The 25,299-nt window shown below is 71.7% G+C and carries 27 protein-coding genes; 14 read left to right on the forward strand and 13 right to left on the reverse strand.

From position 1 onward, the window contains the following. Positions 1 to 164 precede the first annotated feature (164 nt). Both ACFE76_RS18230 and ACFE76_RS18235 read left to right on the forward strand, forming a co-directional pair. Complete coding sequence (locus tag ACFE76_RS18230) at positions 165 to 674, forward strand: helix-turn-helix domain-containing protein (RefSeq protein WP_375433205.1); 510 nt, start codon at positions 165 to 167, stop codon at positions 672 to 674. Positions 675 to 679: 5 nt separating this feature from the next. Beyond that, positions 680 to 1,501 carry an enoyl-CoA hydratase/isomerase family protein gene (locus ACFE76_RS18235; RefSeq protein ID WP_375433206.1) on the forward strand — a complete coding sequence of 274 codons (822 nt, stop codon included), beginning with the start codon at positions 680 to 682 and terminating at the stop codon, positions 1,499 to 1,501. Here the strand turns inward: ACFE76_RS18235 and ACFE76_RS18240 are convergent. Genes ACFE76_RS18240 through ACFE76_RS18255 form a run of 4 tightly spaced genes read right to left on the reverse strand, consistent with a single transcriptional unit; the run spans position 1,473 to position 4,225 of the window. Continuing rightward, the gene (locus ACFE76_RS18240; RefSeq protein WP_375433207.1) at positions 1,473 to 2,333 is read right to left on the reverse strand and encodes a putative RNA methyltransferase; all 861 of its coding nucleotides are present in this window, start codon (positions 2,331 to 2,333) and stop codon (positions 1,473 to 1,475) included. The two genes, ACFE76_RS18235 and ACFE76_RS18240, sit on opposite strands and share 29 nt — an antisense overlap. 42 nt (positions 2,334 to 2,375) lie before the next feature. Beyond that, positions 2,376 to 3,146, reverse strand: coding sequence for an SDR family oxidoreductase (locus tag ACFE76_RS18245; RefSeq protein WP_375433208.1), 771 nt, complete (start codon positions 3,144 to 3,146; stop codon positions 2,376 to 2,378). A gap of 31 nt (positions 3,147 to 3,177) precedes the next feature. Continuing rightward, positions 3,178 to 3,951 carry an SURF1 family protein gene (locus ACFE76_RS18250; RefSeq protein ID WP_375433209.1) on the reverse strand — a complete coding sequence of 258 codons (774 nt, stop codon included), beginning with the start codon at positions 3,949 to 3,951 and terminating at the stop codon, positions 3,178 to 3,180. 40 nt (positions 3,952 to 3,991) lie between these two features. Beyond that, positions 3,992 to 4,225, reverse strand: a complete 234-nt coding sequence (locus tag ACFE76_RS18255) for a DUF6457 domain-containing protein (RefSeq protein ID WP_375433210.1) — start codon at positions 4,223 to 4,225, stop codon at positions 3,992 to 3,994. 14 nt (positions 4,226 to 4,239) lie between these two features. On the opposite strand from ACFE76_RS18255, the gene fdhD reads away from it, so the two are divergent. Further along, positions 4,240 to 5,076, forward strand: a complete 837-nt coding sequence (fdhD, locus tag ACFE76_RS18260; protein WP_375433211.1) for a formate dehydrogenase accessory sulfurtransferase FdhD — start codon at positions 4,240 to 4,242, stop codon at positions 5,074 to 5,076. Between the two features lie 78 nt (positions 5,077 to 5,154). After that, entirely contained in the window at positions 5,155 to 5,697 is a 543-nt protein-coding gene (locus ACFE76_RS18265) for a DoxX family protein (protein WP_375433212.1), read from the forward strand. 69 nt (positions 5,698 to 5,766) lie between these two features. Here ACFE76_RS18265 and ACFE76_RS18270 read toward each other — a convergent pair whose 3' ends face one another. From ACFE76_RS18270 to ACFE76_RS18280, 3 genes are all read right to left on the reverse strand, one after another. Continuing rightward, a complete protein-coding gene (locus ACFE76_RS18270) occupies positions 5,767 to 6,384 on the reverse strand; it encodes a response regulator (RefSeq protein WP_375433243.1) in 618 nt (205 codons plus the stop codon). Between the two features lie 53 nt (positions 6,385 to 6,437). After that, positions 6,438 to 8,168 (reverse strand): GAF domain-containing sensor histidine kinase, encoded by a 1,731-nt coding sequence (locus ACFE76_RS18275; RefSeq protein ID WP_375433213.1) that lies wholly within the window; start codon positions 8,166 to 8,168, stop codon positions 6,438 to 6,440. A gap of 264 nt (positions 8,169 to 8,432) precedes the next feature. Further along, complete coding sequence (locus tag ACFE76_RS18280) at positions 8,433 to 10,961, reverse strand: right-handed parallel beta-helix repeat-containing protein (RefSeq protein ID WP_375433214.1); 2,529 nt, start codon at positions 10,959 to 10,961, stop codon at positions 8,433 to 8,435. 367 nt (positions 10,962 to 11,328) lie between these two features. On the opposite strand from ACFE76_RS18280, the gene moaA reads away from it, so the two are divergent. Next, the gene (gene moaA, locus ACFE76_RS18285) at positions 11,329 to 12,366 is read left to right on the forward strand and encodes a GTP 3',8-cyclase MoaA (RefSeq protein ID WP_375433244.1); all 1,038 of its coding nucleotides are present in this window, start codon (positions 11,329 to 11,331) and stop codon (positions 12,364 to 12,366) included. Between the two features lie 87 nt (positions 12,367 to 12,453). On the opposite strand, the gene ACFE76_RS18290 is transcribed toward moaA, so the two are convergent. Further along, positions 12,454 to 12,702, reverse strand: a complete 249-nt coding sequence (locus tag ACFE76_RS18290) for an acetone carboxylase (protein WP_375433215.1) — start codon at positions 12,700 to 12,702, stop codon at positions 12,454 to 12,456. After that, positions 12,695 to 13,156, reverse strand: a complete 462-nt coding sequence (locus ACFE76_RS18295) for a DUF3099 domain-containing protein (RefSeq protein WP_375433216.1) — start codon at positions 13,154 to 13,156, stop codon at positions 12,695 to 12,697. Before ACFE76_RS18295 ends, ACFE76_RS18290 begins: the two co-directional genes overlap by 8 nt. A gap of 50 nt (positions 13,157 to 13,206) precedes the next feature. On the opposite strand from ACFE76_RS18295, the gene fabG reads away from it, so the two are divergent. The 3 genes from fabG to ACFE76_RS18310 are packed head-to-tail and all read left to right on the forward strand — an operon-like array spanning position 13,207 to position 16,542. Next, a complete protein-coding gene (gene fabG / locus ACFE76_RS18300; RefSeq protein ID WP_375433245.1) occupies positions 13,207 to 13,926 on the forward strand; it encodes a 3-oxoacyl-ACP reductase FabG in 720 nt (239 codons plus the stop codon). Positions 13,927 to 13,984: 58 nt separating this feature from the next. Continuing rightward, entirely contained in the window at positions 13,985 to 14,755 is a 771-nt protein-coding gene (fabI, locus tag ACFE76_RS18305) for an enoyl-ACP reductase FabI (RefSeq protein WP_375433217.1), read from the forward strand. A 26-nt stretch (positions 14,756 to 14,781) separates the two neighbouring features. Continuing rightward, complete coding sequence (locus ACFE76_RS18310) at positions 14,782 to 16,542, forward strand: Mur ligase family protein (protein WP_375433218.1); 1,761 nt, start codon at positions 14,782 to 14,784, stop codon at positions 16,540 to 16,542. Positions 16,543 to 16,588: 46 nt separating this feature from the next. Here ACFE76_RS18310 and ACFE76_RS18315 read toward each other — a convergent pair whose 3' ends face one another. Then, complete coding sequence (locus tag ACFE76_RS18315; RefSeq protein ID WP_375433219.1) at positions 16,589 to 16,807, reverse strand: hypothetical protein; 219 nt, start codon at positions 16,805 to 16,807, stop codon at positions 16,589 to 16,591. Positions 16,808 to 17,013: 206 nt separating this feature from the next. Between ACFE76_RS18315 and ACFE76_RS18320 the strand changes: the two genes are divergently transcribed. The 4 genes from ACFE76_RS18320 to ACFE76_RS18335 are packed head-to-tail and all read left to right on the forward strand — an operon-like array spanning position 17,014 to position 19,130. Further along, positions 17,014 to 18,021, forward strand: coding sequence for a YihY/virulence factor BrkB family protein (locus tag ACFE76_RS18320; protein WP_375433220.1), 1,008 nt, complete (start codon positions 17,014 to 17,016; stop codon positions 18,019 to 18,021). A gap of 43 nt (positions 18,022 to 18,064) precedes the next feature. Beyond that, a complete protein-coding gene (locus ACFE76_RS18325) occupies positions 18,065 to 18,511 on the forward strand; it encodes a phage holin family protein (RefSeq protein WP_375433221.1) in 447 nt (148 codons plus the stop codon). Continuing rightward, positions 18,508 to 18,858, forward strand: coding sequence for a DUF3618 domain-containing protein (locus ACFE76_RS18330; RefSeq protein WP_375433222.1), 351 nt, complete (start codon positions 18,508 to 18,510; stop codon positions 18,856 to 18,858). The genes ACFE76_RS18325 and ACFE76_RS18330 overlap by 4 nt, the downstream gene beginning before the upstream one ends. Further along, positions 18,855 to 19,130, forward strand: a complete 276-nt coding sequence (locus tag ACFE76_RS18335; protein WP_375433223.1) for a DUF4235 domain-containing protein — start codon at positions 18,855 to 18,857, stop codon at positions 19,128 to 19,130. Before ACFE76_RS18330 ends, ACFE76_RS18335 begins: the two co-directional genes overlap by 4 nt. 221 nt (positions 19,131 to 19,351) lie before the next feature. Here the strand turns inward: ACFE76_RS18335 and cphA are convergent, their stop codons facing one another. Beyond that, the gene (cphA, locus tag ACFE76_RS18340; protein ID WP_375433224.1) at positions 19,352 to 22,141 is read right to left on the reverse strand and encodes a cyanophycin synthetase; all 2,790 of its coding nucleotides are present in this window, start codon (positions 22,139 to 22,141) and stop codon (positions 19,352 to 19,354) included. A 373-nt stretch (positions 22,142 to 22,514) separates the two neighbouring features. Here cphA and ACFE76_RS18345 point away from each other — a divergent pair, with 373 nt between their 5' ends. Continuing rightward, positions 22,515 to 22,637 carry a hypothetical protein gene (locus tag ACFE76_RS18345; protein WP_375433225.1) on the forward strand — a complete coding sequence of 41 codons (123 nt, stop codon included), beginning with the start codon at positions 22,515 to 22,517 and terminating at the stop codon, positions 22,635 to 22,637. A gap of 3 nt (positions 22,638 to 22,640) precedes the next feature. Here ACFE76_RS18345 and ACFE76_RS18350 read toward each other — a convergent pair whose 3' ends face one another. Together ACFE76_RS18350 and ACFE76_RS18355 are read right to left on the reverse strand one after the other, a co-directional pair. Continuing rightward, the gene (locus ACFE76_RS18350; RefSeq protein ID WP_375433226.1) at positions 22,641 to 23,588 is read right to left on the reverse strand and encodes a cyanophycinase; all 948 of its coding nucleotides are present in this window, start codon (positions 23,586 to 23,588) and stop codon (positions 22,641 to 22,643) included. A gap of 60 nt (positions 23,589 to 23,648) precedes the next feature. Further along, a complete protein-coding gene (locus tag ACFE76_RS18355; RefSeq protein ID WP_375433227.1) occupies positions 23,649 to 24,359 on the reverse strand; it encodes a hypothetical protein in 711 nt (236 codons plus the stop codon). 61 nt (positions 24,360 to 24,420) lie between these two features. Between ACFE76_RS18355 and ACFE76_RS18360 the strand changes: the two genes are divergently transcribed. Next, positions 24,421 to 25,203, forward strand: a complete 783-nt coding sequence (locus ACFE76_RS18360; protein WP_375433228.1) for an ABC transporter ATP-binding protein — start codon at positions 24,421 to 24,423, stop codon at positions 25,201 to 25,203. Positions 25,204 to 25,299 lie beyond the last annotated feature (96 nt).

A 25,299-nucleotide genomic window follows, 5' to 3' on the forward strand; every position in this document is an offset into this window, starting at 1 on the left:
GGTGTCACTTGCGCCAGAGGCGGTGTCACTTGCGCCAGAGGCGACGATCGTCAACCCCGCTGGGGGGTTGCGCGGATGATCATGGTCAGTTGATCATGGTGGCCCGAGCGCCGTTTGCTCCTCTGACTCATGCGGGAGGGCGGTCATCAGCACAGGAGGCGGCGGTGTCGGACACCCTCACCAAGGGATCGCGCATCACCGGAGCCGACCGGACCACGCTCGGCGCGTCGCTCGCCGAGCGCTACCAGGCCGGAGAGAGCATCCGTGCCCTCGCCGAGGACATCGGTCGCTCCTTCGGCTTCGTGCACGGGGTGATCACCGAAGCCGGGGTGCCGCTGCGCGGCCGAGGTGGGCCGACCCGGGGCGCTGCGGCCACCGCGAGCGCGTCGGCCGCGACGACGACCTCGACCCGCCCGGCCCCGACGAGGAAAGCTTCCGCAGCGGCCACCCCGGGGCCAGGCCCAGCCGACCGCACGGCCCCGCCCGCCGAGCCGTCCCCAGGTAAGAAGGCGACCGGCAAGAAGGCGACCGGCAAGAAGGCGACCGGTAAGAAGGCGACGGGCAAGAAGGCGACCGGTAAGAAGGCGACAGGCAAGAAGGCGACCAAGAAGTCGGACGGCGAGACCACGAAGGCGGACAGCAAGAAGTTCGCCGGCACGAAGGGCCGCCCCTGAACGCGTTGGCCGGTCTGGGCCCCGACGGCGCCGGCGCCCGCCGGTTGCCCGGCGGGGTCACGGTGGTGACTGGTGCCCGCGTCACGGCCGTCTGGCTCGACCGGCCGGAGGTACGCAACGCCCAGACCTTCAGCACCTGGGCGTCGCTGGCTGAGGTGTGCGCCACGATCCCGAACAGCTGCCAGGTCGTCCTGCTGCGTGCCACCGGTCCCGACTTCAGCGCGGGGCTCGACCTGCGGCAGCTGCGACCCGACGGGACCGACGAGGGCTCGGTCCCGGCCCTGCTGGCGGGGTCCGACGGCCAGGTCGAGGCGGCGATCGCCCGGTTCCAGGAGGCGTTCATCGGCTGGCGTCGGCTGCCGGCCGTCGTGGTCGCGGTGGTGCAGGGCCGCGCCATCGGGGCCGGCCTGCAGCTCGCCCTGGCTGCGGACCTGCGGGTCGTGAGCGCCGACGTCGCGCTCGTGGCCGCGGAGTCCCGTCTCGGTCTGGTCCCCGACCTGGGCGGGACCATGCGGCTGGTCGAGCTCGTCGGCTACCCGACCGCGCTCGACCTCTGCCTGACGGCGCGCCCGGTGGGCGCGGAGGAAGCCGTCCGGCTGTCCCTGGCGTCGCGCCGGGCCGAGCCGGACGCGCTGGACGCAGGAGTCGACGCCCTGGTGGCGGAGCTGCTCGCCCTCCCGCTGGCGGTGAGCCAGGCCACCAAGCAGCTGCTGGCCAGGGCGTCCGGCCAGTTCGAGGAGGAGCAGCTCGCGGCCGAACGCGAGACCCAGGTGAGCCTGCTGCGAGCGGCTCACACGGTCACCGGTCGCTGGGGCGCCACGTTCTGACGGTCACGGCCACCTCGACCTCGAGCGGGTCCGGCAGCCGGTGCACCTGCTCGGCGAGCCGGTCCGCGTCGGCGTGGAACGCGTTCGGGCCCATCGCGACGAGGTCGATGAGCACGTCGGCCGGCCAGCCGGCGCGTTGCTGGATGCGACGTTCGTCGAGGGGGTCGAACCAGGGGGCCAGGGCTGCGCCGAGCCGTTCCTGCTTGTCCTCCACCACCGCCATCAGACCCAGCGACTCCCGAAGGCCGGCGAGGTGGGTCGGTAGCGGGCTGACCACCGCCAGCACGCCGTCCGGCCGCAGGACGCGAGCGAACTCGGCCGGGTTCCGTGGAGCAAAGACGCAGGTCAGCACGTCGAGGACCCGGTCGGCAACCGGCAGCGGCTGCCAGGTGTCGGCGACCACGGCCGCGATCCGGGGCGAGGTCCGAGCCGCCCGGCGGGCGGCGGCGACCGAGATGTCCAGCGCGACCCCGCGGCCGGGTAGTGCGTCCAGCAGGGTCTGCAGGTAGTAGCCGGTCCCGGCCCCGACCTCGAGCACGCTGAGCGGGGCCAGCGGATCCGGTCGTCCACCCCGGAGACCAGCGTGGACGGCCTCGACCAGCCCGTCGGCGATCGCGCGGTAGTGACCGCCGCCGAGGAACCGTTCCCGGGCGGCCACCATAGCCGGGGTGTCCGCGTGCTGCGGCGGTCGGCTCTGCAGGAGGTTGAGGTAGCCCTGCCGGGCCTGGTCGAAGGTGTGGCCCTGCGCGCACCGCACGCCGCCCTCGGTGGGGGTGAAGGGCTGCCGGCACACCGGGCAGCACAGCAGGTCCAGCACCCGGCCGAGGCTCACCGCGTTCGCCTTGGGCGGCTCACAGCCAGGGCCCTGGGAGACTCACAGCGAGCGCAGCGCGCCGCCCTCCACGGGCAGCACGCACCCGGTGAGGTAGGAGGCCGCCGGGGACAGGACGAAGGCCGCGACCCGGCCGAACTCCTCCGGCCGGCCGGACCGGCGCAGCGGGATGGTGGCCTCGGCGGCCGCTCGGGCGGCGGCCGGGTCGTCGCGCAGCGAGTCGAGGTGTCGGACGCGGTCGGTGTCCACCCGGCCCGGCATCAGCCCGACCACCCGGGTGCCGTCCGGCCCCAGCTCATCGGCCAGCTGCTTGACCAGCAGCCCGAGGCCCGGCCGAAGTCCGTTGGAGGCGGCCAGACCGCCGACCGGCGACTTCACCGAGGTGGACAGGACCCAGCCGATCGCCAGGTCGGCGGCGGTCCCGTGCTCGACCACGGCGCGGGTGACCCGGAGCGCCGGCAGGAAGACCGACTCGAAGGCCCCCCGCCACTGCTCCTCGGTCGTCCCGAGGGCGCTGCCGGCCGGCGGACCGCCGACGCTGACCAGCGCCCCGTCGAGTCGGCCGAAGGACTCCAACGCGGCCGTGCTGGCTGCTGCTGCGGTCGTGGGTTCGGCAACGTCGGCGGTCAGGGTCACGGCGCGAAGGCCGTCCGGCGGGTTGAGCTCAGCGGCGGCTTCGGCCAGCACGTCGGCGCGACGCGCCACCAGCACGACGCGAGCCCCCTCACCGACCAGGGCGACCGCGGTGGCCCGGCCGAGACCGCTGCTGGCGGCGGTGACCACGAACACGCGGTCCTGCAGACCCAGATCCATGCCGTGATCCTGACACACCAGCCCAGGTGGGTCAGGGGCCGGCGGACACGGGCTCGGCCGGGACGACCGGCGTCGCGGCCGCCTCCTGCTCCTCCTTGCGGGCCCGCAGGTCTCCGCGGATGAACACCACGACCCCGGCCAGCCCGATGCCGGCGAACATGAACCACTGCACCGCGTACCAGAAGTGCGGGCCGTCGGAGATCTCCGGCAGCACGACAGGGACGAAGCCGCCGGTCTGGAGCGGGTCGACGGTGAGCAGGCCGATGTAGCCGTTGACCACCGGGTACGGCAGGGTCGGCCCGATCGCGTCGGAGCTGATCAGCCGCATCTGGCCGTCGACCGGTTGCGTCGCCGACGAACGTCCGCGCTCGTTGCGGCGGACGTGACCGACCACGGTGACCGTGCCGGTCGGCGGGGCGGGGGCCGCGGCGGGGATGGGCTGGCCCTGGTCGAGCTTCACGAAGCCCCGGTCGACCAGGACGTTGCCGACCGACGTGCGCAGCGGGGTGACCACCTCATAGCCGTCGGCGCCACCGTTGCTGCGGTAGCGCAGCAGATACTGGTGGTCGGCATCGAAGGTGCCCGTGGCCTGTACCCGCTGCCATTGGTCAGGATCCCCGATGGGGTGGGTGAACACCTGGTCGAAGCCGATCACCGGGTTCCGCTCGTTGGTGACGGTCGAGACGTTGCGCTGCTGGCGTTGGTCCAGCCGCCGCAGCTGCCAGTCCCCGAGGTTGACAAACGCCGTGCCCAGGACGGCCACGAAGAGGATCAGACAGGTCCAGCGGACCCACAGGCGACGCACGAGACCAGGCTAACCGCCGGGCCCACGCCCCGCCTCCTGCTCAGGCCGGTTCGTCCAGCAGCGCGACCACACCTGCGGCCGTGGCGGCAAGCTCAGCGCCGCGACCCACGGCCACGCCCGCCAGGAACGTCGTCAGCGGAGCCGCCACCCGTTCGACCCCGTGCGCCGCGTCGCCGGCCAGGGCCAGCAGGGTCGCCACGGCCGGCTCGTCGAGCTGGACGTCCTCGACGCCCAGCTCCCGCGCCACGGCTGCCAGCCAGGTGGGGAGGTCCATGTCAGGATGATGGCATGGGACGTGTCACCCGGCTGCACCCGGTTCTCCGGCTGGGGCCTGACCAGGCCGTACGCCGCAGTGACACGCTCGCGGTCGAGGAACCGCTGGAGATCCGGCTCGGCGGCGAGCCGTTCGTCGTCACCATGCGGACGCCGGGCGACGACGTCGACCTGGTGCACGGCCTGCTGCACAGCGAGGGCATCGTGGCCGACGTCGAGGACATCGTCGGAGCCCGGTACTGCGAGGGCGAGGGTCCGGACGGGCTGAACACCTACAACGTGCTGGACGTCACCCTGGCCTCCGGCGTGACGCCGCCGTCGGCCGACCTGCGACGCAACGTCGTGACCACCAGTGCCTGCGGGGTCTGCGGCACCACCAGCATCGACCAGGTCGTCCGCCAGACCAGCCACCCGCTGGAGGCCGGGCTACGGATCCCGGTCGAGCTGATCTCGGCCGCACCGGACCGGCTGCGGGAGCAGCAGCGCACCTTCGCGAAGACCGGCGGTCTGCACGCCGCCGGCCTGATGACCCCGGACGGGGTCCTGGTCTGCGTACGCGAGGACGTCGGTCGGCACAATGCGGTCGACAAGGTCGTCGGCTGGGCCATCCGGCAGCAGATGCTGCCGCTCGGCCAGTTCATCCTGGTGGTCTCGGGCCGCGCCTCGTTCGAGCTGACCCAGAAGGCCGTGCTGGCGGGGATCTCGATGATGGTGGCCGTCTCGGCGCCCAGCTCGCTCGCCGCCGAGCTCGCCGAAGAGGCGGGGCTGACGCTGGTCGGCTTCGTCCGGGGCCAGACGATGAACGTCTACTCCCACCCCGAGCGGGTGTTGACCCCGGCCGCGGAGGCCTGAGCCCTGCTCGGCTAGCCTCGGGCGAACGACGACGCCGTCGGCGACGGCGAAGACGAAGCACGACGAGGAGGACCTCCCATGGGTAAAGCAAGTGACGTCGGTCTGCTGATCATCCGGCTCGGGGTGGGCGCCGCGTGCGCCGCTCACGGAGCCCAGAAGCTGTTCGGTTCCTTCGGTGGCGGCGGCATCAAGGGCACCGGCGCGTTCTTCGACTCCGCCGGCTTCGTCCCCGGTGAACGCAACGCCCAGCTCGCAGGCCTATGCGAGGCGGGCGGCGGCGCCCTGCTGGCGCTGGGTCTGGCCGCCGGGCCGGCCGGTGCTGCGTTGGCGGGCAACATGATCGTGGCGAGCTCGACCCACGGGCCGAACGGGTTCTTCAACATGGGCGGCGGCTACGAGCTGCCGGCCACGTACGGGCTGGTCGGTGCGGCGGTCGCGGTCGGCGGTCCCGGCCGCTACTCGATCGACGCGCTGAGCGGTGACGTGCTGAACAAGCCGTGGATGCGGGCGGTCGCGCTGACCTCAGCCGTCGCGGCGGCCTACTACCTCATCGGGCAGCGCGCCAGGGTGCTCGCCGACCGCGCCGCCGCCGCACCGGCTGAGGAGCCCGAGGAGGCCTGACCTCTGCGGCCCGAGCCTGTCGACGCGACGTCGACAGGCTCAGGCCCTTCGGCCAAGCCGGGGAACGGGTCAGCCGCCCGTACGGACCGAGGCTCCGTAGACGGCGGCCTGGGTCCGACGCTGCATGCCCAGCTTGGTCAGCAGGATCGAGACGTAGTTCTTCACCGTCTTCTCGGCGAGGAAGAGCTTGTCGCCGATCTGCCGGTTGGTGTAGCCGTCGGTGATCAGGTCGAGGATCTCCCGTTCCCGCGGGGTGAGAGCGTCGAGCTTGGACACCTCACGGATCGGGTTGCGGAGCCGGTCCAGCAGCTTCTGGGTGACGGCGGGGTCGATCAGCGAACGACCCTCGGCGACCTGCCGGATCCCGGCGACCAGGCTCGAGCCGCCCACCTCCTTCAGCAGGTAGCCCGAGGCGCCCGCCATGATGGCGGAGAAGAGAGCCTCGTCGTCGTCGAAGGACGTGAGGATCACGCAGCGGATCTCCGGGTTGCTCGACCGGATCTCGCGGCAGACGTCGATCCCGCTGCCGTCGGGGAGCCGCCCGTCGAGCAGGGCGACGTCAGGATGGGTGCTCGGGATCCGACGCAGCGCCTCGGCGGCGGTGCCGGCTTCACCCACCACGGTGATGTTCGGCTCGGACTTCAGCAGGTCGACCAACCCGCGGCGCACGAGCTCGTGGTCGTCCATCAGGAAGACGCGGATGTCGGTGTGTTCGGTGGTGCCGTCCGCGTCGGTGGTGGTCACAGAGGAATCGCCCATGAGAGGGTCAGGCCTTTCGGTTTGTTGTCGATGCTGAGTCGACCCCCGTACCGCTCCGCCCTGCGGCTCAGATTGTCCAAGCCGCTTCGTCGTGCGCTGTCTTGCATGCCGATCCCGTTGTCGGCAACCGTGATCTCCAACAGACAGCCGTCGGTGACCACCCGGACCTGGACCTGCGTGGCCCGGGCGTACTTGCGAACGTTGGTGAGGGACTCGCGCAGCACGGCCTCGACGTCACCGGAGAGATCGGCGGTCGCCGGGAGGTCGAGTGGTCCGTCCAGGTCCAGGTCCAGGTCGAGGTCGAGCACCGGGGCGACGTCCTCGACCACGCCGAGCACCACCTCCTGCAGGGTGCGCATCACCGGCCCGGGGGGCACCAGGCTGAAGATCGAGGACCGGATCTGCCGCACCGTCTCGTCGATGTCCTCGACGTTCTGCAACAGCCGCAGCCGGACCGGCTCCTTGAGCACGCGCTGCGCGATGGCCTCGACGCTCAGCCCGATCGCGAACAGCCGCTGGACCACGTGCTCGTTGAGCTCCCGGGCGATCTGGTCGCGCTGCTCCATGCCGCTCAGCCGCTGCTGGTCGGCGCGGGCCTCCACCAGCTGGATCGCCACCGCCACCTGGCCGGCGAAGGTCTCGGCCATGTCCAGGTCCGCCTGGGTGAACGGGCTGACCCCGGGGCGGCGGATGGTGAGGATCGCTCCGTGGCAGTGGTTCTCTCCGCGCAGCGGCAGGATGAGCATCGCCCCCATCGGCACCAGCATCCGCAGCTCGGCCTCGGGTCCCTCCGGTACCCGTTCCATGTCCTCGTGCAGACCGTGGCCCAGCTCCATCGCCCGCCAGGCGATGCTGTTGCGGGTGGGCAGCCGCAGCCCGAGCAGGTCCCGGCTGCCGCTGCCGTCGGCCGCCACGATGGCCAGGCTGGTGTCGACCTCGTCCGGGACCAGCACCGCCACCGTGTCGGCGTGGAGCAGCTCGTGCACGATGGCGGCGGTGCGCTCCAGCACCGTCATCACGTCCTTCTCGCTGCCCAGCAGGTCCCGGCTCAGCCGGGCCGCGGCCCGCAGCCACTCCTGGCGACGGCGGGACTCCTCGTAGAGCTGGGCGTTCCCGATCGCGATGCTCGCCGTCGCCACCAACGCCTCGGCCAGCTCTTCGTCCGCGGCGGTGAACGGGCGGCCCGAGACCTGGTCGGTGAGGTAGAGGACGGCGTAGAGCCGGTCGCGCTCGAAGATCGGCACGCCGAGGAAGCTGGTCATCGGCGGATGCCCCTCGGGCAGGCCGCAGGAGTGCGGGTCCGAGGTGATGCTGGTCCGCCGGGTGGTAGTGGGGTGGTCGATCATCATGCCGAGCACGCCGCGTCCCTTGGGCAGCTCGCCGATCTCGGCGGCCGTCTCGGCGTCCACCCCGCTGTGCAGGAAGGTGTCGAAGTGGCCGTCCGCACCCACCACGCCCAGGGCGGCGTACCGGGCGCCGACCACGTCGCGGGAGACGTCGACGATCCGTTGCAGCAGGGTGCTCAGGACGAGCTCGCCGACGATCTGCCCGTACGCCTCGTGGAAGCGACGCAAGCGGTGGTGGGACTCGGCCACCTCGGAGGCGTGGTCCACCAGCTGCGCGATCAAGGTCTCGATCGGCAGATGCGGCAAGTCTGGCTGGCCCCCGGCAGCGAGCGTGCCGATACCTGTGGTGCTATCGGGGGAGCTCATCCTGGGCTGAGGATATGTCCTAATTCCAACCGCCGCCAATTTTTCGTACCGATTGTTGCCGATTTCCTGTGTGGGCTGAATCGCCTTCAACGGGGCCTTCCGCCGAGGGGCTCGACGGCGTGCTCCCGGGCGTGCGTTCCGCGCCGGGCGGTGGGGGGTCGGGCGCCGCTCCCACCACGCAGACGACTCCGGCACCGGGGGAGGTTCCCTCGGTACCGGAGTCGGGCTGGCCGTGCGGGTGGGGGCCGGTGGGCCCCCGGTGGGTCAGCTCTGGGCGGCGCGGGCCCAGGCGCCCAGGTTCTTGACTCCGGTGGGCTGACCGGCCTTGGCGGCGATGTCGGCCGGGGCGGCCATGGCGACGGTGGCGGCCTTGGCGGCGATCGAGCTCTTGGGGGCGTAGGTGCTGTCGACCGGGCTGGTCATCAGCGGGTTGATGCTGGTCGACTCCTGGCCGGTGGCCCCGCGGAAGTCGTCCAGCAGGACGAAGGCGTAGGGCTGAGCGCTCTTGCGGGCCCAGACGGCGGCGGAGTTCGGGATGCCGAGAGCCGGCTGGGAGTAGACGTTGCCGTTGGAGGCGATGTTGAGGTCGTTGGCGTTGAAGGCCAGCTCGTAGGACTCGACGGCGAGGACGGCGGTGGCGTCGGGGCCGGCGGCCATGATGTTGTTGACGATCGTGGAGTTGCCGATCACCCAGGGCATCGTCAGGTCGGGCTGGGTCCGGCGGGGGTCGTGGCCGGCGACGCTCAGCTGCTGGATGCGGCGGGAGTCCTGGGCCATGGCCACGGCGCGGCGGTTGTTGACGATGGTGTTGTTCCAGATGTTCACCTTGTCGGTGTCGGCGATCATGATGCCGTCGTAGGCGTTGTTGGCGACGATGTTGTTGACGATGGAGGCGGTGGAGGAGATCTCCACGAAGATCCCGTAGCGGTCGCCGTCCATGATCTCGTTGTTGGCGACGGTGATGTTGTAGGCGGACTCGTCGGCCCAGAACTGGTTGCCGACCGAGCGGCGGATCTCGCTGTTGGAGAAGACGACGTTGCGGGTGGTGGTGATCTTGACGCCGCCAGCCGAGGGGCCCGGGTTGAAGTGCTCGTCGTTGCTGTCGGTGACCGAGACGTTGTTGATGGTCAGGTTGTCGGCCTTGCTGGCCTGGATGCCGATCTGGCCGCTGCCGTCGACCGTGGTGTTCTTGATGGTCGTGTTCGGCTTGAAGAAGCCGAGGCCGGCGGTCGCGCTGTCCAGGATGGTCATGTTGTCGAGGGTCTGGTTCTCGTAGTAGCTGGTGATGGCGCCCTGCTGGTAGACCGAGTCAGCGAAGCGGCGGACGCCGAACCCGCGGAGCACGGTGCCGGGAGCGCGGAGCGAGAAGGCCCACTGCAGGTCGGAGGCGCGGACCGTCTTGCCGGTCGGGTCGCTGCCCAGGTAGAGCTTGCTGTTGGCGTCGTCGACGTAGAAGGTGCCGGGGACGACCAGGCTGCGGCTGGCGACCTCCTTCTGCTCGGTGTTGTTGAGGAAGATCATGTCGGGGTGTGACGCCATCGGGTAGGCCGGGTTGATGAACTGCCAGCCGGCGGCGGTGCCGTCCGGGGCGCCCTGGGTGTAGGTCGGGCCCGAGTCGAGCTTCAGGTCGTAGTTGGCGGACCAGGCGCCGCTGGAGGCGGTGAAGCCGTCGAGGACCTTGGTGCCGTCGAACCAGACGGCCTCGTTCGGGTAGGGCTGGATGGTGGCCGCGTGGTTCGGCGGCACGACGACCTGCTCGTGGTAGGTGCCGGCCCGCAGGACGATCGTCTGGCCGTTGGTGTTCTTGGCCAGCGCCTTGGTGAGGGTCTTGAAAGGGCTGGTGATGGTGCCGGTCCCGGTGTCGCTGCCGGTGGGGGAGACGTAGAGCGCGTTGGCGGGGGCCGGGTAGGTGGCGCTGCCGACGGCGCCGGCGCCGTGCGGGACGTTCAGCTCGGTGGTGCTACCGCCGTCACCGGTGCCGGTGCCCGGGTCGGTGGCGGCCGCGGTGACGTCGGTGGTGGTGAAGTTCTGGGTGGTGACCTCGACCGTCGGGTTGGACGGGCCGTTGTAGAAGGTGAGGCCGGTGTAGCCGGGCACCTTGACGGCGTTGGCCGCGCTGTCGAGCGCCGTGGTCTGCCAGGACGGCTCGGCGGCGCCGGTCGCGTAGACCTTGCCCTGCACGACCACCGGCGAGTCGCCCTTCGTCGAGATCTTCATGGTCAGCTTCTGGCCGACGGCCACCGGAACGGCGTCCATGTAGGAGCCCTTGAGCAGGGACAGGGTGCCCGCGGAGTTGCGCAGCAGCTCCAGCGAGAGCTTGCCGGTGCTGTCGATCCGGATCCGCGCCACGTAGGAGGAGCCGTCAGCCTGCTTGCGGGACTCGATCGTGTACTGGAAGTCCTTGGCCACCGGGAGGGTGAAGTCGACCCGAACCTCCGCGTCCTCGGCGGAGACCGCGGCCTGGTAGGCGCGGAAGGTGCGGCCGGCGACGACCCCGGACACCTTGGCCTCACTGTTGGCGACCGACATCGTGGTGTAGGCCGGGACGGTCCAGGCGCCACCCGTGCTCGCCGTGCCCCAGCCGGAGGCGACGGTGCGGTCGAAGCCGTCGACCACCAGGGGGGTGTCAGCGGCGGCCTGGCCGGGGACCAGGAGCGGTGCGGCGCCGGCGGCGAGGGCCAGGGCGGCGGTGACGAGGATCTTGGCGGAGCGGCGGAACGCGGTCATGGTGGCCTTCTCGGGGGAGGTGGGGGAAGCCGGGGAAGTGGCGGTGCGAGTGGCGTTGCGAGACATGGCGAACTCCTTGTAGGCGTGCGACAGCGCTTGAGGGGGGTGTGCGGTGTGGCCGTCGACCGGCCTGCGGAGATCAGCGCCGGGGAGGCGCTGGAAGCTGATACCTCAATACTGTCGAGACCCGGCTCGGGCTTGCAGGGGAGAAAGAACCGACCCCCGCGGGCGAAAGTCCTGTCCTCGCCCGGCCGCCCGGACCGTTGGTCCCAGGACCTTTGCGTCCAACGGACCCGGGCCGATCCGGGCCCTGACCCGGGTCAGATCCGGGCAGCGTCCGGGTGCCGCCGCAGGGCGGCCAGAGCCGGCTGTGCGTTCCGGGAAGGGCTCAGACGCTGACCCCTAGACTGAACGGGTGACCACTCTGCTGGGGATGCCCGTGCTGCGGCGCCCCACGACCGGCTCGGGGCGCGGCCCGCTGGCCGACCGCTTCGGTCGCGTCGCCACTGATCTGCGGCTCTCGCTGACCGACAAGTGCAACCTGCGCTGTACCTACTGCATGCCGGCCGAGGGTCTGGACTGGATGCCCTCAGCCCAGCTGCTCGCCGACGACGAGGTGGTCCGGCTGGTCCGGGTGGGGGTCGAACGGCTCGGCATCACCACCGTGCGGTTGACCGGCGGCGAACCGCTGCTGCGGCGGAACCTCGAAGGGCTGGTCACCGAGCTGGCCGCGCTCAGCCCGCGCCCGGTGCTCGCCCTGACCACGAACGGGATCGGGCTGGCCGCGCGCGCCGAAGGACTCGCGGCTGCGGGGCTCGACCGGATCAACATCTCCTTGGACACCTTGCAGGCCGAGACGTTCGTGCAGCTGAGCCGGCGTCGCCGGCTGGCCGACGTCCTGGCCGGCGTGCGCGCCGCCCGCGAGGCCGGACTGGACCCGGTCAAGATCAACACGGTGCTGCTGCGCGGCGTCAACGACCACGAAGCCGTGCCCCTGTTGGAATGGGCCATGGCCGAGGGGGTCCAGCTGCGCTTCATCGAGCAGATGCCGCTGGACGCCCAGCACGCGTGGCAGCGCCGCACCATGATCACGGCGGCGGAGATCTGGGCCCGCCTCGATGCGCACCACCGGCTGGTGGAGGACCCCGCGGACGCCCTCGCCCGGGGCAGTGCGCCCGCCGAGCTGTTCCGGGTGGCCGGGACCTCCCACACCGTCGGCATCATCGCGGCCGTGACCAAGCCGTTCTGCGGCAGCTGCGACCGGGTCCGGCTCACCGCGGACGGCCAGGTGCGTACCTGCCTGTTCTCCCAGTCCGAGACCGACCTGCGCGGGGTCATGCGCGCCGGGGCCAGCGACGGCGACCTCGCCGACATCTGGATCACCGCCCTGCGGGGCAAGCAGGCCGGGCACGGCATCGACGACCCGTCGTTCCTGCAGCCCGACCGGCCCATGTCCGCCATCGGCGGCTGACGCGTCCCGAGCGTGTCGAGGGCCTCGAAGAGGTTGCGATCGGCCTTGCTGACCCGCAGCGCTACCCGGGGTCAGCCGCCCCGCTCGCTACGCCGGCAGGTTCGCGGTCTCGCGCAGGAAGCCGCGGGCGGACAGGAAGCTGCTCAACGAGCCGCGGTGCTCGTCGCAGGCCAGCCAGTGCTTGCGCCGGTCGGCGGTGTGGATGGTGGGGTTGTTCCACTGCAGGTCCGTCGTCGCGTCCGTCCGGCAGCCCTTGGCCGAGCAGACGAGTCCGTCGGGACCGGTCGGCAGCGGGTCGACGCCGTGCCGAGGTGCGGTCTGGTCCGGGTCAGGCAACGCGGCCCTCGGGCTCCTCGTCGCCGTCGGGCTCGGTGACGACGGTGCCCTCGATGATCTCGCCGGGGATGAGGTCGACCGGCTCGCCGGTGGTGAGCTGCGGCGCGTCGGCCGGGGCGCCGGGCTCGACGGTGTGGTTCTTGGTGCGCTGGTCGGACTGGTTGGCCAGCACCACCGCGATGTAGGGGAGGAAGACCGCAAAGGCCAGCAGCGCCCAGCGGAACCACCCGTGCACGAACAGCATGCTGAGGAAGCAGGCCATCCGGAAGGCCATGGTGATCGTGTAGCGGCGTATCCGCTGGCTCATCTCGGCGCTGGTCGCTGAGCGAGCGTTCGTGATCACCGCCCGTGAGCCGCGGGAGGAGGACGATCCAGGCTGCTCACGGTCCCGAGGATCCTCATCGGGGCCGCGCGTCGGGTCTACCACCGCGCCAGGGTACGCCTGGCACAACACCGTCAGCCGTGACCACTAACGTGAGGGCCGTGACGACCGATCTGCCCGCTGTGCCGCCCGCCCCGACCCCCCGGACCGTGCTGGTCACGGGGGGCAGCAAGGGCATCGGTGCCGGGGTCTCCGACCGACTGGCGCGGGCCGGCCACCGGGTGGCCGCGACCTACCGCAGCGGCGGGGTCCCGGACGGCGTGCTGGGCGTGCGTTGCGACGTGACCGACCCGGAGCAGGTCGACGCGGCGTACCGTGAGGTCGAGGCAGCGCTGGGTCCGGTCGAGGTGCTGGTGGCCAACGCCGGCATCACCCGGGACACGCTGGTGATGCGGATGTCGGATGACGACTGGGACGCGGTGCTGGCCACCAACCTGACCGGCGCCTTCCGGGTGGCTCGACGGGCCGTCCGACCGATGGTCAAGGCCCGCTTCGGACGACTGATCTTCATCTCCTCCGTCGTCGGCCAGCTCGGCTCCGCCGGTCAGGTCAACTACGCCGCGTCGAAGGCCGGGCTGGTCGGGATGGCCCGCTCACTCGCCCGCGAGCTCGGGTCGCGGGGCATCACGGCGAACGTGCTCGCTCCCGGCTTCATCGAGACCGACATGACCGCCGAGCTGGCTGAGGAGACGGTCAAACGGTACGCCGCCTCGATCCCGCTGGGCCGGCTCGGGGCGGTAGCCGACGTGGCCGGGGCCGTGGAGTTCCTCGCCTCCGACGCCGCCGGCTACATCACCGGCGCCCTGCTCCCGGTCGACGGCGGACTGGGCATGGGACACTGACCGCCGCCTCAGCCATCCGTACGGCCGCGGCAGACCGACCCGATCACAGGAGCACGCAGTGGGAATCCTCGAAGGCAAGACCATCCTCGTCGCCGGGGTCACCCTCGACACCTCGATCGCGTTCCACGTCGCCCGGGTCGCGCAGGCCGAGGGGGCGACCGTGGTGGTCTCCAACTTCGGTCGGGCGATGAGCCTGACCCGCCGGGTGATCAAGAAGCTCGACCCCGTCCCGCCGCTGCTCGAGGTCGACGTCACCAACACCGACCACCTGAGCGGCCTGGCCGAGACGCTCGGCCAGCACGTGGACCACCTCGACGGACTGGTCCACTCCCTCGCCTTCGCCAACCCCGAGACCGCGCTCGGCGGCAAGTTCCTCTCCACCCCCTGGTCGGACGTGGCCACCGCGCTGCAGGTCTCGGCCTACTCCCTCGCCTCACTCACGATGGCCTGCAAGCCCCTGCTGGCGCCGTCGTCGTCGGTGGTCGGGCTGACCTTCGACGCGCAGGTGTCCTGGCCCGTCTACGACTGGATGGGAGTGTCGAAGTCGGCGCTGGAGAGCACCAGCCGCTACCTCGCCCGCTATCTCGGGCCCGAGGGCGTCCGGGTGAACCTGGTGGCCGCCGGACCGCTCGAGACGTTGGCCAAGCGGGCGATCGGCGGGGCCGACACGTTCAACGAGGTCTGGGGCTCCCGGGCGCCGCTGGGCTGGGACCCGCGCGACATGGAGCCGACCGCCAAGGCGGTGGTGGCCCTGCTCAGTGACTGGTTCCCCAAGACGACCGGTGAGATGGTGCACGTCGACGGCGGCCTGCACTCCACCGGCGCCTGAGCAGTCCCCGACCAGTGTCTCCGCCGGTGTCGGTGACCGAGGGTCCGCCTCCGACCTCGCTCGTGGAGCTGAGGCTGCTGACCGGGCCCAACCTGTACTTCCCGCGGCCGGCGATGAAGCTGACGCTGGACATCAGCGCGTTGCTCGGGCTGCCGACGGACCGGGCGCAGGAGCTGGCGGCCGGCCTCGGCCTCGGCGGCGCTCGACCGGGACCGCCCGCGTCCTCGTTCCGGCAGCGCTTCGCGGCGCGCTGGGTCGGTCGGCTGGTCCGGCGGCTGGCCGCAGCCGCCGGGGTGTCCCGACTGGCCGTACGCTCACGGCCCGGCTCCTCGACCGCCGAGCTGGTGGTGGCGTTCCCGTGGCGGCACTCCGGCCGGGCCGAGGCGCTCGGCGAGGCGGTCGTCGAGGTGCTGGACGCGCTGGCCGGTCAAGGCTCTACCGGCGACGTGAGGGCCGCCGAGCTGGCCGCCGTGGTCGCGACGGCGGGGGAGCGGGTCCGGACCGCGCCGCTCGGTCGTGAGCCCGCGCTGATCCGGCCTCGCGTCCCGGTCGCGGCGGTGACCGGCACGAACGGCAAGACGACCACGTCGCGGATGCTCGGTCACGTGGCCCGCCGTGCCGGCCGGCTGGTCGGCTGGTCCAGCACCGACGGGGTCTACCTCGACGGCCAGCTGGTCGAGCCCGGTGACTATTCCGGCCCCAGCGGGGCGGCCCAGGTCCTGCAGCACCCGGGCGTGCAGCTGGCGGTGACCGAGACCGCCCGCGGCGGCATCCTGCGGCGCGGGGTGGGCGTCGCCTGGAACGACGTGTCCGTGGTCACCAACATCAGCGCCGACCACCTCGGGGTGGACGGGATCGAGACCCTCGACCAGCTGGCCGAGGTCAAGGCGGTGATCACCAAGATCACCAAGCCGACCGGTTGGTGCGTGCTGAACGCCGACGACCCCCGCACCTTCGCGATGCGTCTCGGTACCCCCGCCCAGATCTGGGTGTTCAGCCGCGACCCCGACTCCCCGTCCGGGCGGACCGTCCTCGACGCCGGCGGCCGGGTGACCACCGTGCTCGACGGCCGGGTGACCGTGCTGCGAGCCGGCGCCGACCCGCTGCCGGTCGTCGAGGTGGCCGACGTCCCGATGACCCTGGCCGGGTTGAGCCGGGTGAACGTCGAGAACGTGCTGGCCGTGACGTCGGCAGCGCTGGCGCTGGGCTTCACCGCGGCCGAGGTGGCCGACGGGCTCACCTCGTTCCTGCCCGGGGAGGACAACCCCGGCCGGATGAACATCTGGACGCTGCCCGTCGGCGGGGCCGCCGGAGCCGGGGAAGCGGTGAGCGTCGTGATCGACCTGGCGCACAACGAGGCCGGACTGGCCGCGCTGCTGGAGGTGCTGCAGGGTCTGCGGTCGCCGGCCGGACGCCTGCTGCTGGGCGTCGGTACGGCCGGGGACCGCGGCGACGACGTGTTCGTCCGGCTCGGCGAGCTGGCCGCGATGGGCGCCGACGTGGTCGAGGTCGCGCGTAAGAGTGAGTACCTGCGCGGACGACCGCCGGAAGAGATGGGTGCGCTGATCAGCCGTGGCGCCGCGCACGCCGGGATGGCGACGCTGGTCGAGCATGCCGACGAGCTGACCTGCCTGCGGTCGCTGGTCGGCCAGGCCAGGCACGGTGACGTCGTCGCGCTGATGACGCACCAGGACCGGCGCCCGGTGGATGAGTGGCTGCTGGCCGCCGGCGCCACTCAGGACGGTGCCGACACCTTGCGCGCGAAGGTCCGGGCCGCCGCCTCCTGAGCCGAATGAGTCCCCTGAGCCGGCTCGGGCTCAGGGAACGAAGGAGTCAGGCGCCGGCGGCGTCGCCGTCGAGCTCCGCCTCGGGGTCTGATGACTCGTCGAGGACGTCGTCCAGCGCCTCGCGGACAGCCTGCCGCGTCGCGAGCCGGACCGAGGCGGCCCGCTGCAGGTCGGCGTTGTCGGCCTCGGCGAGCCGCTTCCGCTCGGTCCGTTCGGCCGCCAGGGCCTGGTCGCGGGCGTAACGGATGCGTTCGAAGATGTCCATCGGGTGTTCCTCTCGAGCGGGATGTGACGATCGTGCGTCTGCTCTCTTACCCCGTTTGAGCCTCCTTAGATGCGGATATCGGATCCGGGCAGACGGCCAGCGACACCTGCCGGCATCAGCCCGGTGACCGGTAGCCGTGGTTTACGCTGTAAAGGCCTGTCAGGACCACTGCCGGGCACGGCGTTCCTCAGCCAGGAAGTTGACGCATGACACAAGCTGCCACCCAGAACGACAAGCAGGCGGCCGGAGTCCCCGGCGGCACGGCGGAGAAGCCCACCCAGGTACCGGCCAAGGGCTGGTTGCAGATCGCCAAGCGCGGCTGGGCCGAGGCCAAGGTCGACAACGTGCCGCTGCTGGCCGCCGGCATGGCCTACTACGCGTTCCTCGCGATCTTTCCCGCGCTGATCGCGGCCGTGCTGCTGTACGGGTTCTTTGCCGACCCGACCCAGATCACCAAGCAGATCGACGCGCTGGGCTCCGCGATCCCGGAGAACATCAAGCAGACCATTGCCGACCAGATCGCGATGACCGCCGGCAACGGCAAGGCCGGCTTCGGGGCCGTGGTCGCCATCTTGCTCGCACTGTTCAGCGCCTCCGGCGGCATGGGCAACCTGATGACGGCCATCAACACCGCCTACGACGAGGAAGAGAACCGCGGCTTTATCAAGAAGCGGGCCATCGCCTTGGCCCTGACGCTGGGCGCCATCGTCTTCCTGCTGCTCGTCGTGGCCCTGGTCGCCGTCCTGCCCGCCGTGCTCGGCTTCCTGGGGACGAGCACGCTGGTGACCATCGTGATCCAGGTCGTCCGCTGGTTGCTGATCGTGGTGGTGATCAGCGTCGCGCTGGCCGTGCTCTACCGGGTGGCGCCGGACCGGGACGCCCCCAAGCTGCGGTGGGTCTCCGTCGGAGCCGTCATCGCGACCGTGCTGTGGATCGTGGCGTCGGTCGGGTTCTCGCTCTACGTCTCGAACTTCAGCAGCTACGCCAAGACCTACGGCGCCCTCGCGGGCATCGTGATCTTGCTGCTGTGGCTGTTCATCACGTCCTACGCGATCCTGCTCGGCGCCGAGATCAACGCCGAGTCCGAGCAGCAGACCGTCGCCGACACCACCAAGGGCCCGGCGCAGCCCATCGGACAGCGGGACGCGGTCAAGGCCGACTCCGTTCCCGAGCCCGAGGACGGGTCTGCCGGCAAGCAGAAGAAGAAGCACTGACCTTGCGAACAGCGCCGCACGTGCGGCGCCGAAGGAGAACCGCATGACCACCACCCCACCCGAACCCACCACGGGCGCCACCGCCCTCGGCGCCCCGGCCGGCTCGCCGAACCAGTCGCTCGGCGACCTGGTCAGCTCGGTCTCGGCCGACCTCACCCGGCTCGTCCGGGACGAGATGCGGCTCGCGCAGGCCGAGGTCGCCGCCAAGGCGAAGAAGGCCGGCGTCGGCGTGGGCGCGTTCGGCGCCGCTGGCGTCCTCGCGCTGTACGCGGTCGGTGTCCTGCTGGCCGCGGCGGTGCTCGCCCTCGCCTTGGTGCTGCCCGGCTGGCTCGCCGCGCTGATCGTCGGCGTGGTCGTGCTGCTGGTCGCCGGGGTCGCCGCCCTGGTAGGAAAGAAGAAGGTCACCGAGGCAGCGCCGCCCGTACCCACCCGAGCCGTGGCGAGCGTCAAGACCGACGTCGCCGAGATCAAGGAGACGATCCAGCGATGACCGAGCCCGTGCAGCCGGCCCCCGGGGCCGACGCCACGCCCGAGGAGATCGAGGCCGACATCGCCGCCACCCGCGCCCGCCTGGCCGAGTCGGTCGACGCGCTCGCCGACAAGGTGGACGTCAAGGCCCAAGCCCAGCACAAGGTCGACGACGTCAAGGCGACCGCGCAGGCCAAGGTCGCCGAGGTGAAGGCGACGGCCCAGCAGAAGGTCGCCGAGGGCAAGGTCACCGCCCAGGAGCAGGTCGTCCGGGTGAAGGGACTGCCCCGCAACGTGCAGATCGCGCTGGCGGCCGCGCCGGTGCTGCTGGTGGTCCTGCTCGTCGTCCGGAAGGCGCGGGCATCGTGAGCACCAAGACCGCCCAGCTGGCGTACCGTCCGGTCGGGATGCTGACCGGCCTCGCGGCCGGCTCGCTGGCTGGCGCGATCTTCAAGCAGATCTGGCGCCGGGTGGGCCACGACGACGACGCTCCCGACGCCATGGAGCCGGAGCACTCCCTCGGCAGCGTGCTGTTGGCCGCCTGTATCCAGGGCGCCATCTTCGCCGTGGTCAAGGCCCTGATCGACCGCGGCGGCGCCAAGACCTTCGAAAAGCTGACGGGCTCCTGGCCCGGCCGTTAGACCGCTAGCCGCGCCACCCCATCCCCCAACTCGCGCGCCGGGCTACCGCCCGCCCGGTCACTTCACACCCTCACGGCCTTCGTTGCGCCCCTTCTCGAGGGCGCAAGAACGCCCGTCGGGGTGTGAAGTGGGGGTCGAGGCTCCGCCGATGACCACCGATGACCACCGATGACCACCGATGACCACCGAGCCCCGGGGGCCGGGCTCCGCGAGGGCTGGGGTCAGTGCCCGGTGGGGACGTAGTCCGGGTCGGCGACGGAATGACTGCCGTCTTGGCTCTCGCGACTGACACCGGGCTGGGCCTGGTGTCCGTAGGACTCGAGCTCCGACATCACGACGGCGTGCTGGTCGACGCAGATCACGATCAGGTCGCCCGAGTTCGAGCGGGCGATGGCGTGCCGGGTGGCGTCGATCTCGTCGAGGACGGTCTCGAGCTGGCGGCAACGGGCGCCTTCGGCCATCGCAGTCCGGGCGCCCTCGGCGATCAGCCCGGCCACCTCACCGCGGACGCGACCGCGTAGCTGGGCGTCCTCGCGGACCACCACCACGTCGAAGTGCTGCGCCGCGATGTGGCCGAGCTCGCGCATGTCGTCGTCGCGCCGGTCGCCGGCCGTGGAGACCACGCCGATCCGGGAGACCCGGCCGAGACTGCTCGCGGCGGCGAGCTGGTCGGCGGTCTTGTCGACGAAGTCGCCGAGCATCCGCATCCCGGGGGCGTTGTGGCAGTAGTCCACGATCACGGTCCGGCCCTCGACGGTCACCTCGTTCAGCCGGCCGGGCGACAGGTAGTAGGTGGTGGAGAAGGTCCGCAGCCCCTGCCGGATGTCGTGCAGCGAGGCACCGGCGGCGAACGCGGCGGCGGCCGCAGCCATCGCGTTCTGGACGTTCATCGTGGCGCGGCCGCCGAACGTGGCCGGCAGGAGATGGGTCCAGGCGAGCTGCATCGAACGCTTGCCCTCGAGCACGATGATCATGTCGCCGAGGTCGCTGTGCTCCAGCACCACCGCTCGGCCGCCGCGGCGGCAGTGGTCCTCGACCGAGTCCCGGACCTCGCTGCCCGGCTCGGCCATGGTGAACCAGACGACCCGGCCCGAGCAGCGCCTCTGCATCCTTCGGACCAGCGGGTCGTCGGCGTTGAGCACGGCGAACCCGTTGCGTGGCACCGCCTCGACCACGACGGCCTTGACCTCGGCCAGCTGCTCGATGGTGTCGATCCCGCGCAGCCCGAGGTGGTCGGGCTGCACGTTGAGGACCACGCCGACGTCGTTGCGCTCATAGCCCAGACCCTCGCGCAGGATGCCGCCGCGAGCGACCTCGAAGACCGCGAAGTCGACCCGCGGGTTCTGCAGCACCATCTTGGCCGACCGCGGCCCCGAGGCGTCGGAGCGGATCAGCAGCCGCTCGTCCACGACGACACCGTCGGTGGACGTCATCCCGACCTTGCGCCCGATCCCCTTGAAGATGTGCGCGATCATCCGTGAGGTCGTGGTCTTGCCGTTCGTCCCGGTCACCGCGACGATCGGTATCCGGCTCGGCGTCCCCGGCGGGAACAGCATGTCGATCACCGGCTTGGCCACGTACTGCGGATCACCCTCGGTCGGGTGGGTGTGCATCCGGAAGCCGGGCGCCGCGTTCACCTCGCAGATCGCGCCGCCGGTCTCGCGGACCGGCTGGGTGATGTCGGGGGCGATGAAGTCGATCCCGGCGATGTCGAGCCCGACCACCCGAGCGGCCTCCTCGGCGATCTCGACGTTCTCGGGGTGGGCCTCGAACGTCCGGTCGATCGAGATGCCGCCGGTGGACATGTTGCCGGTGAGCGTGAGCTGGACGGTCTGGTCCGCCGCCGGCACGTCATCCAGCCCCAGCCCCTGCTCGGTCAGCAGCGCGACCGCGGCCGCGTCGACCTTGATCCGGGTCAGCACCTTCTCGTGGCCGACCCCGCGCCGGGGGTCGGCGTTGGTCCGCTCGACCAGCTCGGCGACCGTCGCGATCCCGTCGCCGACCACGTGCGCCGGCACCCGCTCGGCGATGGCGGCGATCTTGCCGCCGATCACCAGGCAGCGGTAGTCGCGGCCGGTGATGAAGCTCTCGACGATCACCCACCCGCCGCGGGACTCCTCGTACGCGGTCGGGAACGCCGCGCGCACCGCGTCCTCGTCGCCGAGGTCGAGCATCACGCCGCGGCCGTGGTTGCCGTCCAGCGGCTTGAGCACCACCGGGAAGCCGGTCCGGCTGGCGAGCCGGACCGCCTCATCGACCGTCCGGATGGCCTTCGAGCGCGGCACCGGCAGCCCGGCCGCGGCCAGCAAGGTGAGGGTCAGCTCCTTGTTGCTGGCGATGTCCACCGCCACCGACGACGTCTTGGAGGTCATGGTGGCTCGGATCCGCTGCTGGTGCACGCCCTGGCCGAGCTGTACGAGGGAAGAGGTGTTGAGCCGCAGCCACGGGATGTCCCGGCTCACCGCCTCGTCGACGATGGCCTGGGTGGACGGGCCGAACGCCGTCCGCTCGCCGCGCACGATGAAGCGCTCGAGCTCGGCGGCGAAGTCGAACCCAGGATCGGGGGCGACCAGGTCGTTGACCAGGGCGACCGCGAGCTCACCCGCAGCCAGCCCGACCGACTCGTCGTAGTAGGCGTAGATGACGTTGTACTGGCTGTGCTCACCGGTGACCTGGCGCGTCTTGCCGCGCCGCATGTCGTGGCCGACGGCTTGCTGCAGCTGCAGCGCGATGTGCTCGGCCACGTGACCGAGCCAGGTGCCCTCGTGCAGCCGCTCGACGAAGCCGCCACGACGGCCTCGGCTGCAGCTGTGGCCCGCCAGCCCGGGCAGCCGCTCGACCAGCGCGTCGGCGAATCCCGGCAGCAGGTTGGTCGGGAGCTCCTCCAGCACGCCCAGGTCCACCACCAGGTGGATCGCCTGCTCGTAGTGCCACACGTTCGGCCCGCGGTACACCCGGCTGGAGACGATCCGGAGGTCCGGTTTGGGCACAGGGGTGGCGAGATCGTTCACAGGGATGGCTCCTCGCGGGTCGGCTGGCTTGATCCTTTCACTCCTCCTGCTCAGCCGGCACCGGCGCCTCGACAGGTGACCAAGAGGTCACCTCTGACCCTAGACAGCGACGACGATGCCGTCTTCCGGGCGCTGACCGACCCCACCCGCCGGGCCGTGCTCGACGCGCTCTTCTCCCTCGACGGCTAGAGCTGGGTGCCGTCGAGCCAGGCATGAGCCGGTACGGGGTGACGAAGCATAGATCTACCTCGCCGCCTCACCGACCAGGTGTGGGCCGCGATCACCGACTCCGCCTGGACGCAGCGGTGGTTCCACGCGACCGCCTTCGTCACCCCGCCGCTGGCGGGGCAGCCGTACCAGACGGTGCTGCCCGATGGCGGCCGAGCCGCCCGGCCGGGTGGAGTGGACGGTCGAGCTGCTCCGGACGGCCTACACCGCGGCCTACCACTGGGACCGGGAGATCGTCGAGGCCGACTTCGCCGACGCGCCGGTCTGAGGGCTAGCTGCGGCTGCCGCGGCGCAGGTGCCGGGCGTAGGTGGTCGGCGAAAGGCCTTCGGCGGCGATGTCGAGCGCAAGCCGGCGCAGGTCCGCCTCGGCCGCCCGGGTCTCCTCGACCTCGGCGTCGGCGACCGGGACGGCGTGGGCGACCAGCGTCCGCGTGCTCAGGTCGAAGACGCTGCCGGCGGGCAGCACGTGCAGCACAGCACCCGACATCAGCAGCGGCGCGGTCCGCTGCGCGCTGAAGGCGTTCGAGACCAGTCCGCGGCCGTCGACCAGGGTGACGGCGCCGCGGCCGACCACCTCGAGCTGGTGGCCGCTGCGGACGACGGCGGCGGTGTCCTCGTCCACGCCCATCCCGAGCAGCGACGGTGACTGGGCCACGAGGGAGAGCAGCCGGCCGTAGCGGTTGCGCTGCTCGAAGTGCTGGTCGATGACGACGCCCCGGATCAGGCCGAGCCCGACCGACAGCTGGCTCATCCGCTGCCGGGGGGTCGACCCGCCGACGCCGAAGGCGATCATGTGCTCGGCGAGGATGCTGGCCCCGGCTGACGTGCCGCCCACGACCGCGCCGCGCTGGTAGGCGGCGATCACCGCGTCACCGAAGGTGGTGCCGGTGATGAATGAGCTGAGCTTGAGCTGGTTGCCGCCGGTCATGAAGACGGCGTCCACGTCGGCCAACCGGGCGGCGAGCTCGGAGTCCTGCGCCTCGGCCCGGCTCTGCGGCCGGAGCGGGACCACCTCGGCCGCCCCCAGGCTGGTGAAGACGGCCCGGTAGACCTCGATCACCTCGGGACCGAGGGAGGAGGCCGTAGGCACCACAGCGATCCGGGCGCTGCCGCCGCCGGCCGCCGCGACGAACGAGCGCAGCACGCTACGACGGCGGAGCTTCGCCTCGGCGCCGCCGATCGCGTAGAGAGTGCCCAGGGGGGAAGGAGCGTCGTGCATGCGGTCCACCCTACGGACCGCCGGTGACAGTTCTCGCTGGTCGGACGCCGACCTTCGTCGTCAACCGATCCAGCTGGCGGCTGCGCAGAGCGCGTCGGCGGCGGCGCGGTGCAGCCGCCGGAGCTCTTGGGCGCGGACTTCTGCCTCGTACGCGCTGACCGCGGCACCGTCGGAGTCCAGCGCGGTCTCGCACGCCAGCAGCAGCCGCGCCGCCCGGTCGGCGGCCAACCGCTGGCGCGAGCTGTAGCCGGGCGCGAGGTCGGCCGGCGGGTCCGACCGCGGCCGGCTGCCGGCCGCCACGTCGAGCCGGGCCAGGGTGGCGGCCGCGCTCAGCACCGTCTCGTTCAGCGCCCGCTCGGCGTCGTAGGAGGTCGGCGGGGTGAAGGGCCGTTCGGCGGCGTGGACGCGCCACTGCACGCCGCGGCCGACCGGGTGCGGCACCAGGGCGAGACCGCCGCTGCTCGCGACCACCGCCTCACCCACCTCCAGGGCGGCGCGGTTGAGCGCGACCGGTCCGCGCAGGGCCCCGAGCGAGCCGGGCTGCGGCAGCACCAGCAGCCACATCTCGTGCTCGTGGGCGGCGAGGGCGGGCAGGGCGTCGGTCAGCGCGGTCGCGTTCAGCGGGTCGAGGTCCAGCAGGTTCTCGGGATCGACGACGTGGTGGGCGACGTCATGACCCACGACCGCCGCGGCCGCCCGGGCCGGGCTCAACCGGAAGCGCAGGACCGCGTTCAGGTTCGCCGTCATCCGCAACGAGGGGAGCGCCTGCACCCGACCACGATAGGGGGCGCCGTCCAGAGGATCAGCCGGGCCGGAGGATAGGTTGGCCGGCATGGCAGCAGTCGTGGACCTGGCCGGCGTCAGCATCGTCCGCGGTGGCGCGACCCTGCTCGACGACGTCGACTGGAGCGTCGACGAGTCCGAGCGCTGGGTGGTGATCGGCCCGAACGGGGCCGGCAAGACCACCCTGCTGCAGCTGCTCGCGGCCCAGATTCACCCCTCCAGCGGGGTCGTCGGACTGCTCGGTGAGGTGCTGGGCACGGTCGACGTCTTCGACCTGCGGCCCCGGATCGGGCTGACCTCGGCGGCGCTGGCCGAGCGGATCCCGCGCGGTGAGCGGGTGCACGACGTGGTCGTGTCCGCCTCGTACGCCGTGCTGGGTCGCTGGCGCGAGGTCTACGACGACCTCGACCACGCCCGCGCCGCCGAGCTGTTGACGTCGCTGCGGATCGACCACCTCGCCGACCGCACCTTCGGTACCCTGAGCGAGGGCGAACGCAAGCGGGTGCAGATCGCCCGGGCGTTGATGACCGACCCGGAGCTGCTGTTGCTGGACGAGCCGGCGGCCGGGCTCGACCTTTCTGGCCGGGAGTCGCTCGTGCGGACGCTGAGCGAGCTGGCCCGCGACCCGTACGCGCCCGCCTCGGTGCTGGTCACCCACCACGTGGAGGAGATCCCCGTCGGGATCACGCACGCGCTGCTGCTGCAGGGCGGCCGGGTGGTGGCGGCCGGGCCGCTGCGCAGCACGCTCACCGCAGCAAACCTCACCACGACCTTCGGCCTGCCGCTGACCCTGACCGAGACCGACGGCCGCTGGAGCGCCCGTGCGGTCTGAGCCGGCCTCGCGTTCGGTCGCGCCGGCGCTTCGTCGGTCTGGCACCATGGGGAACAGGCTCGATGCGCCGCACCGGACCGTCCCTACGACGTCCCA

It is taken from the genome of uncultured Friedmanniella sp., assembly GCF_964244005.1.
Taxonomy (GTDB): domain Bacteria; phylum Actinomycetota; class Actinomycetes; order Propionibacteriales; family Propionibacteriaceae; genus Microlunatus.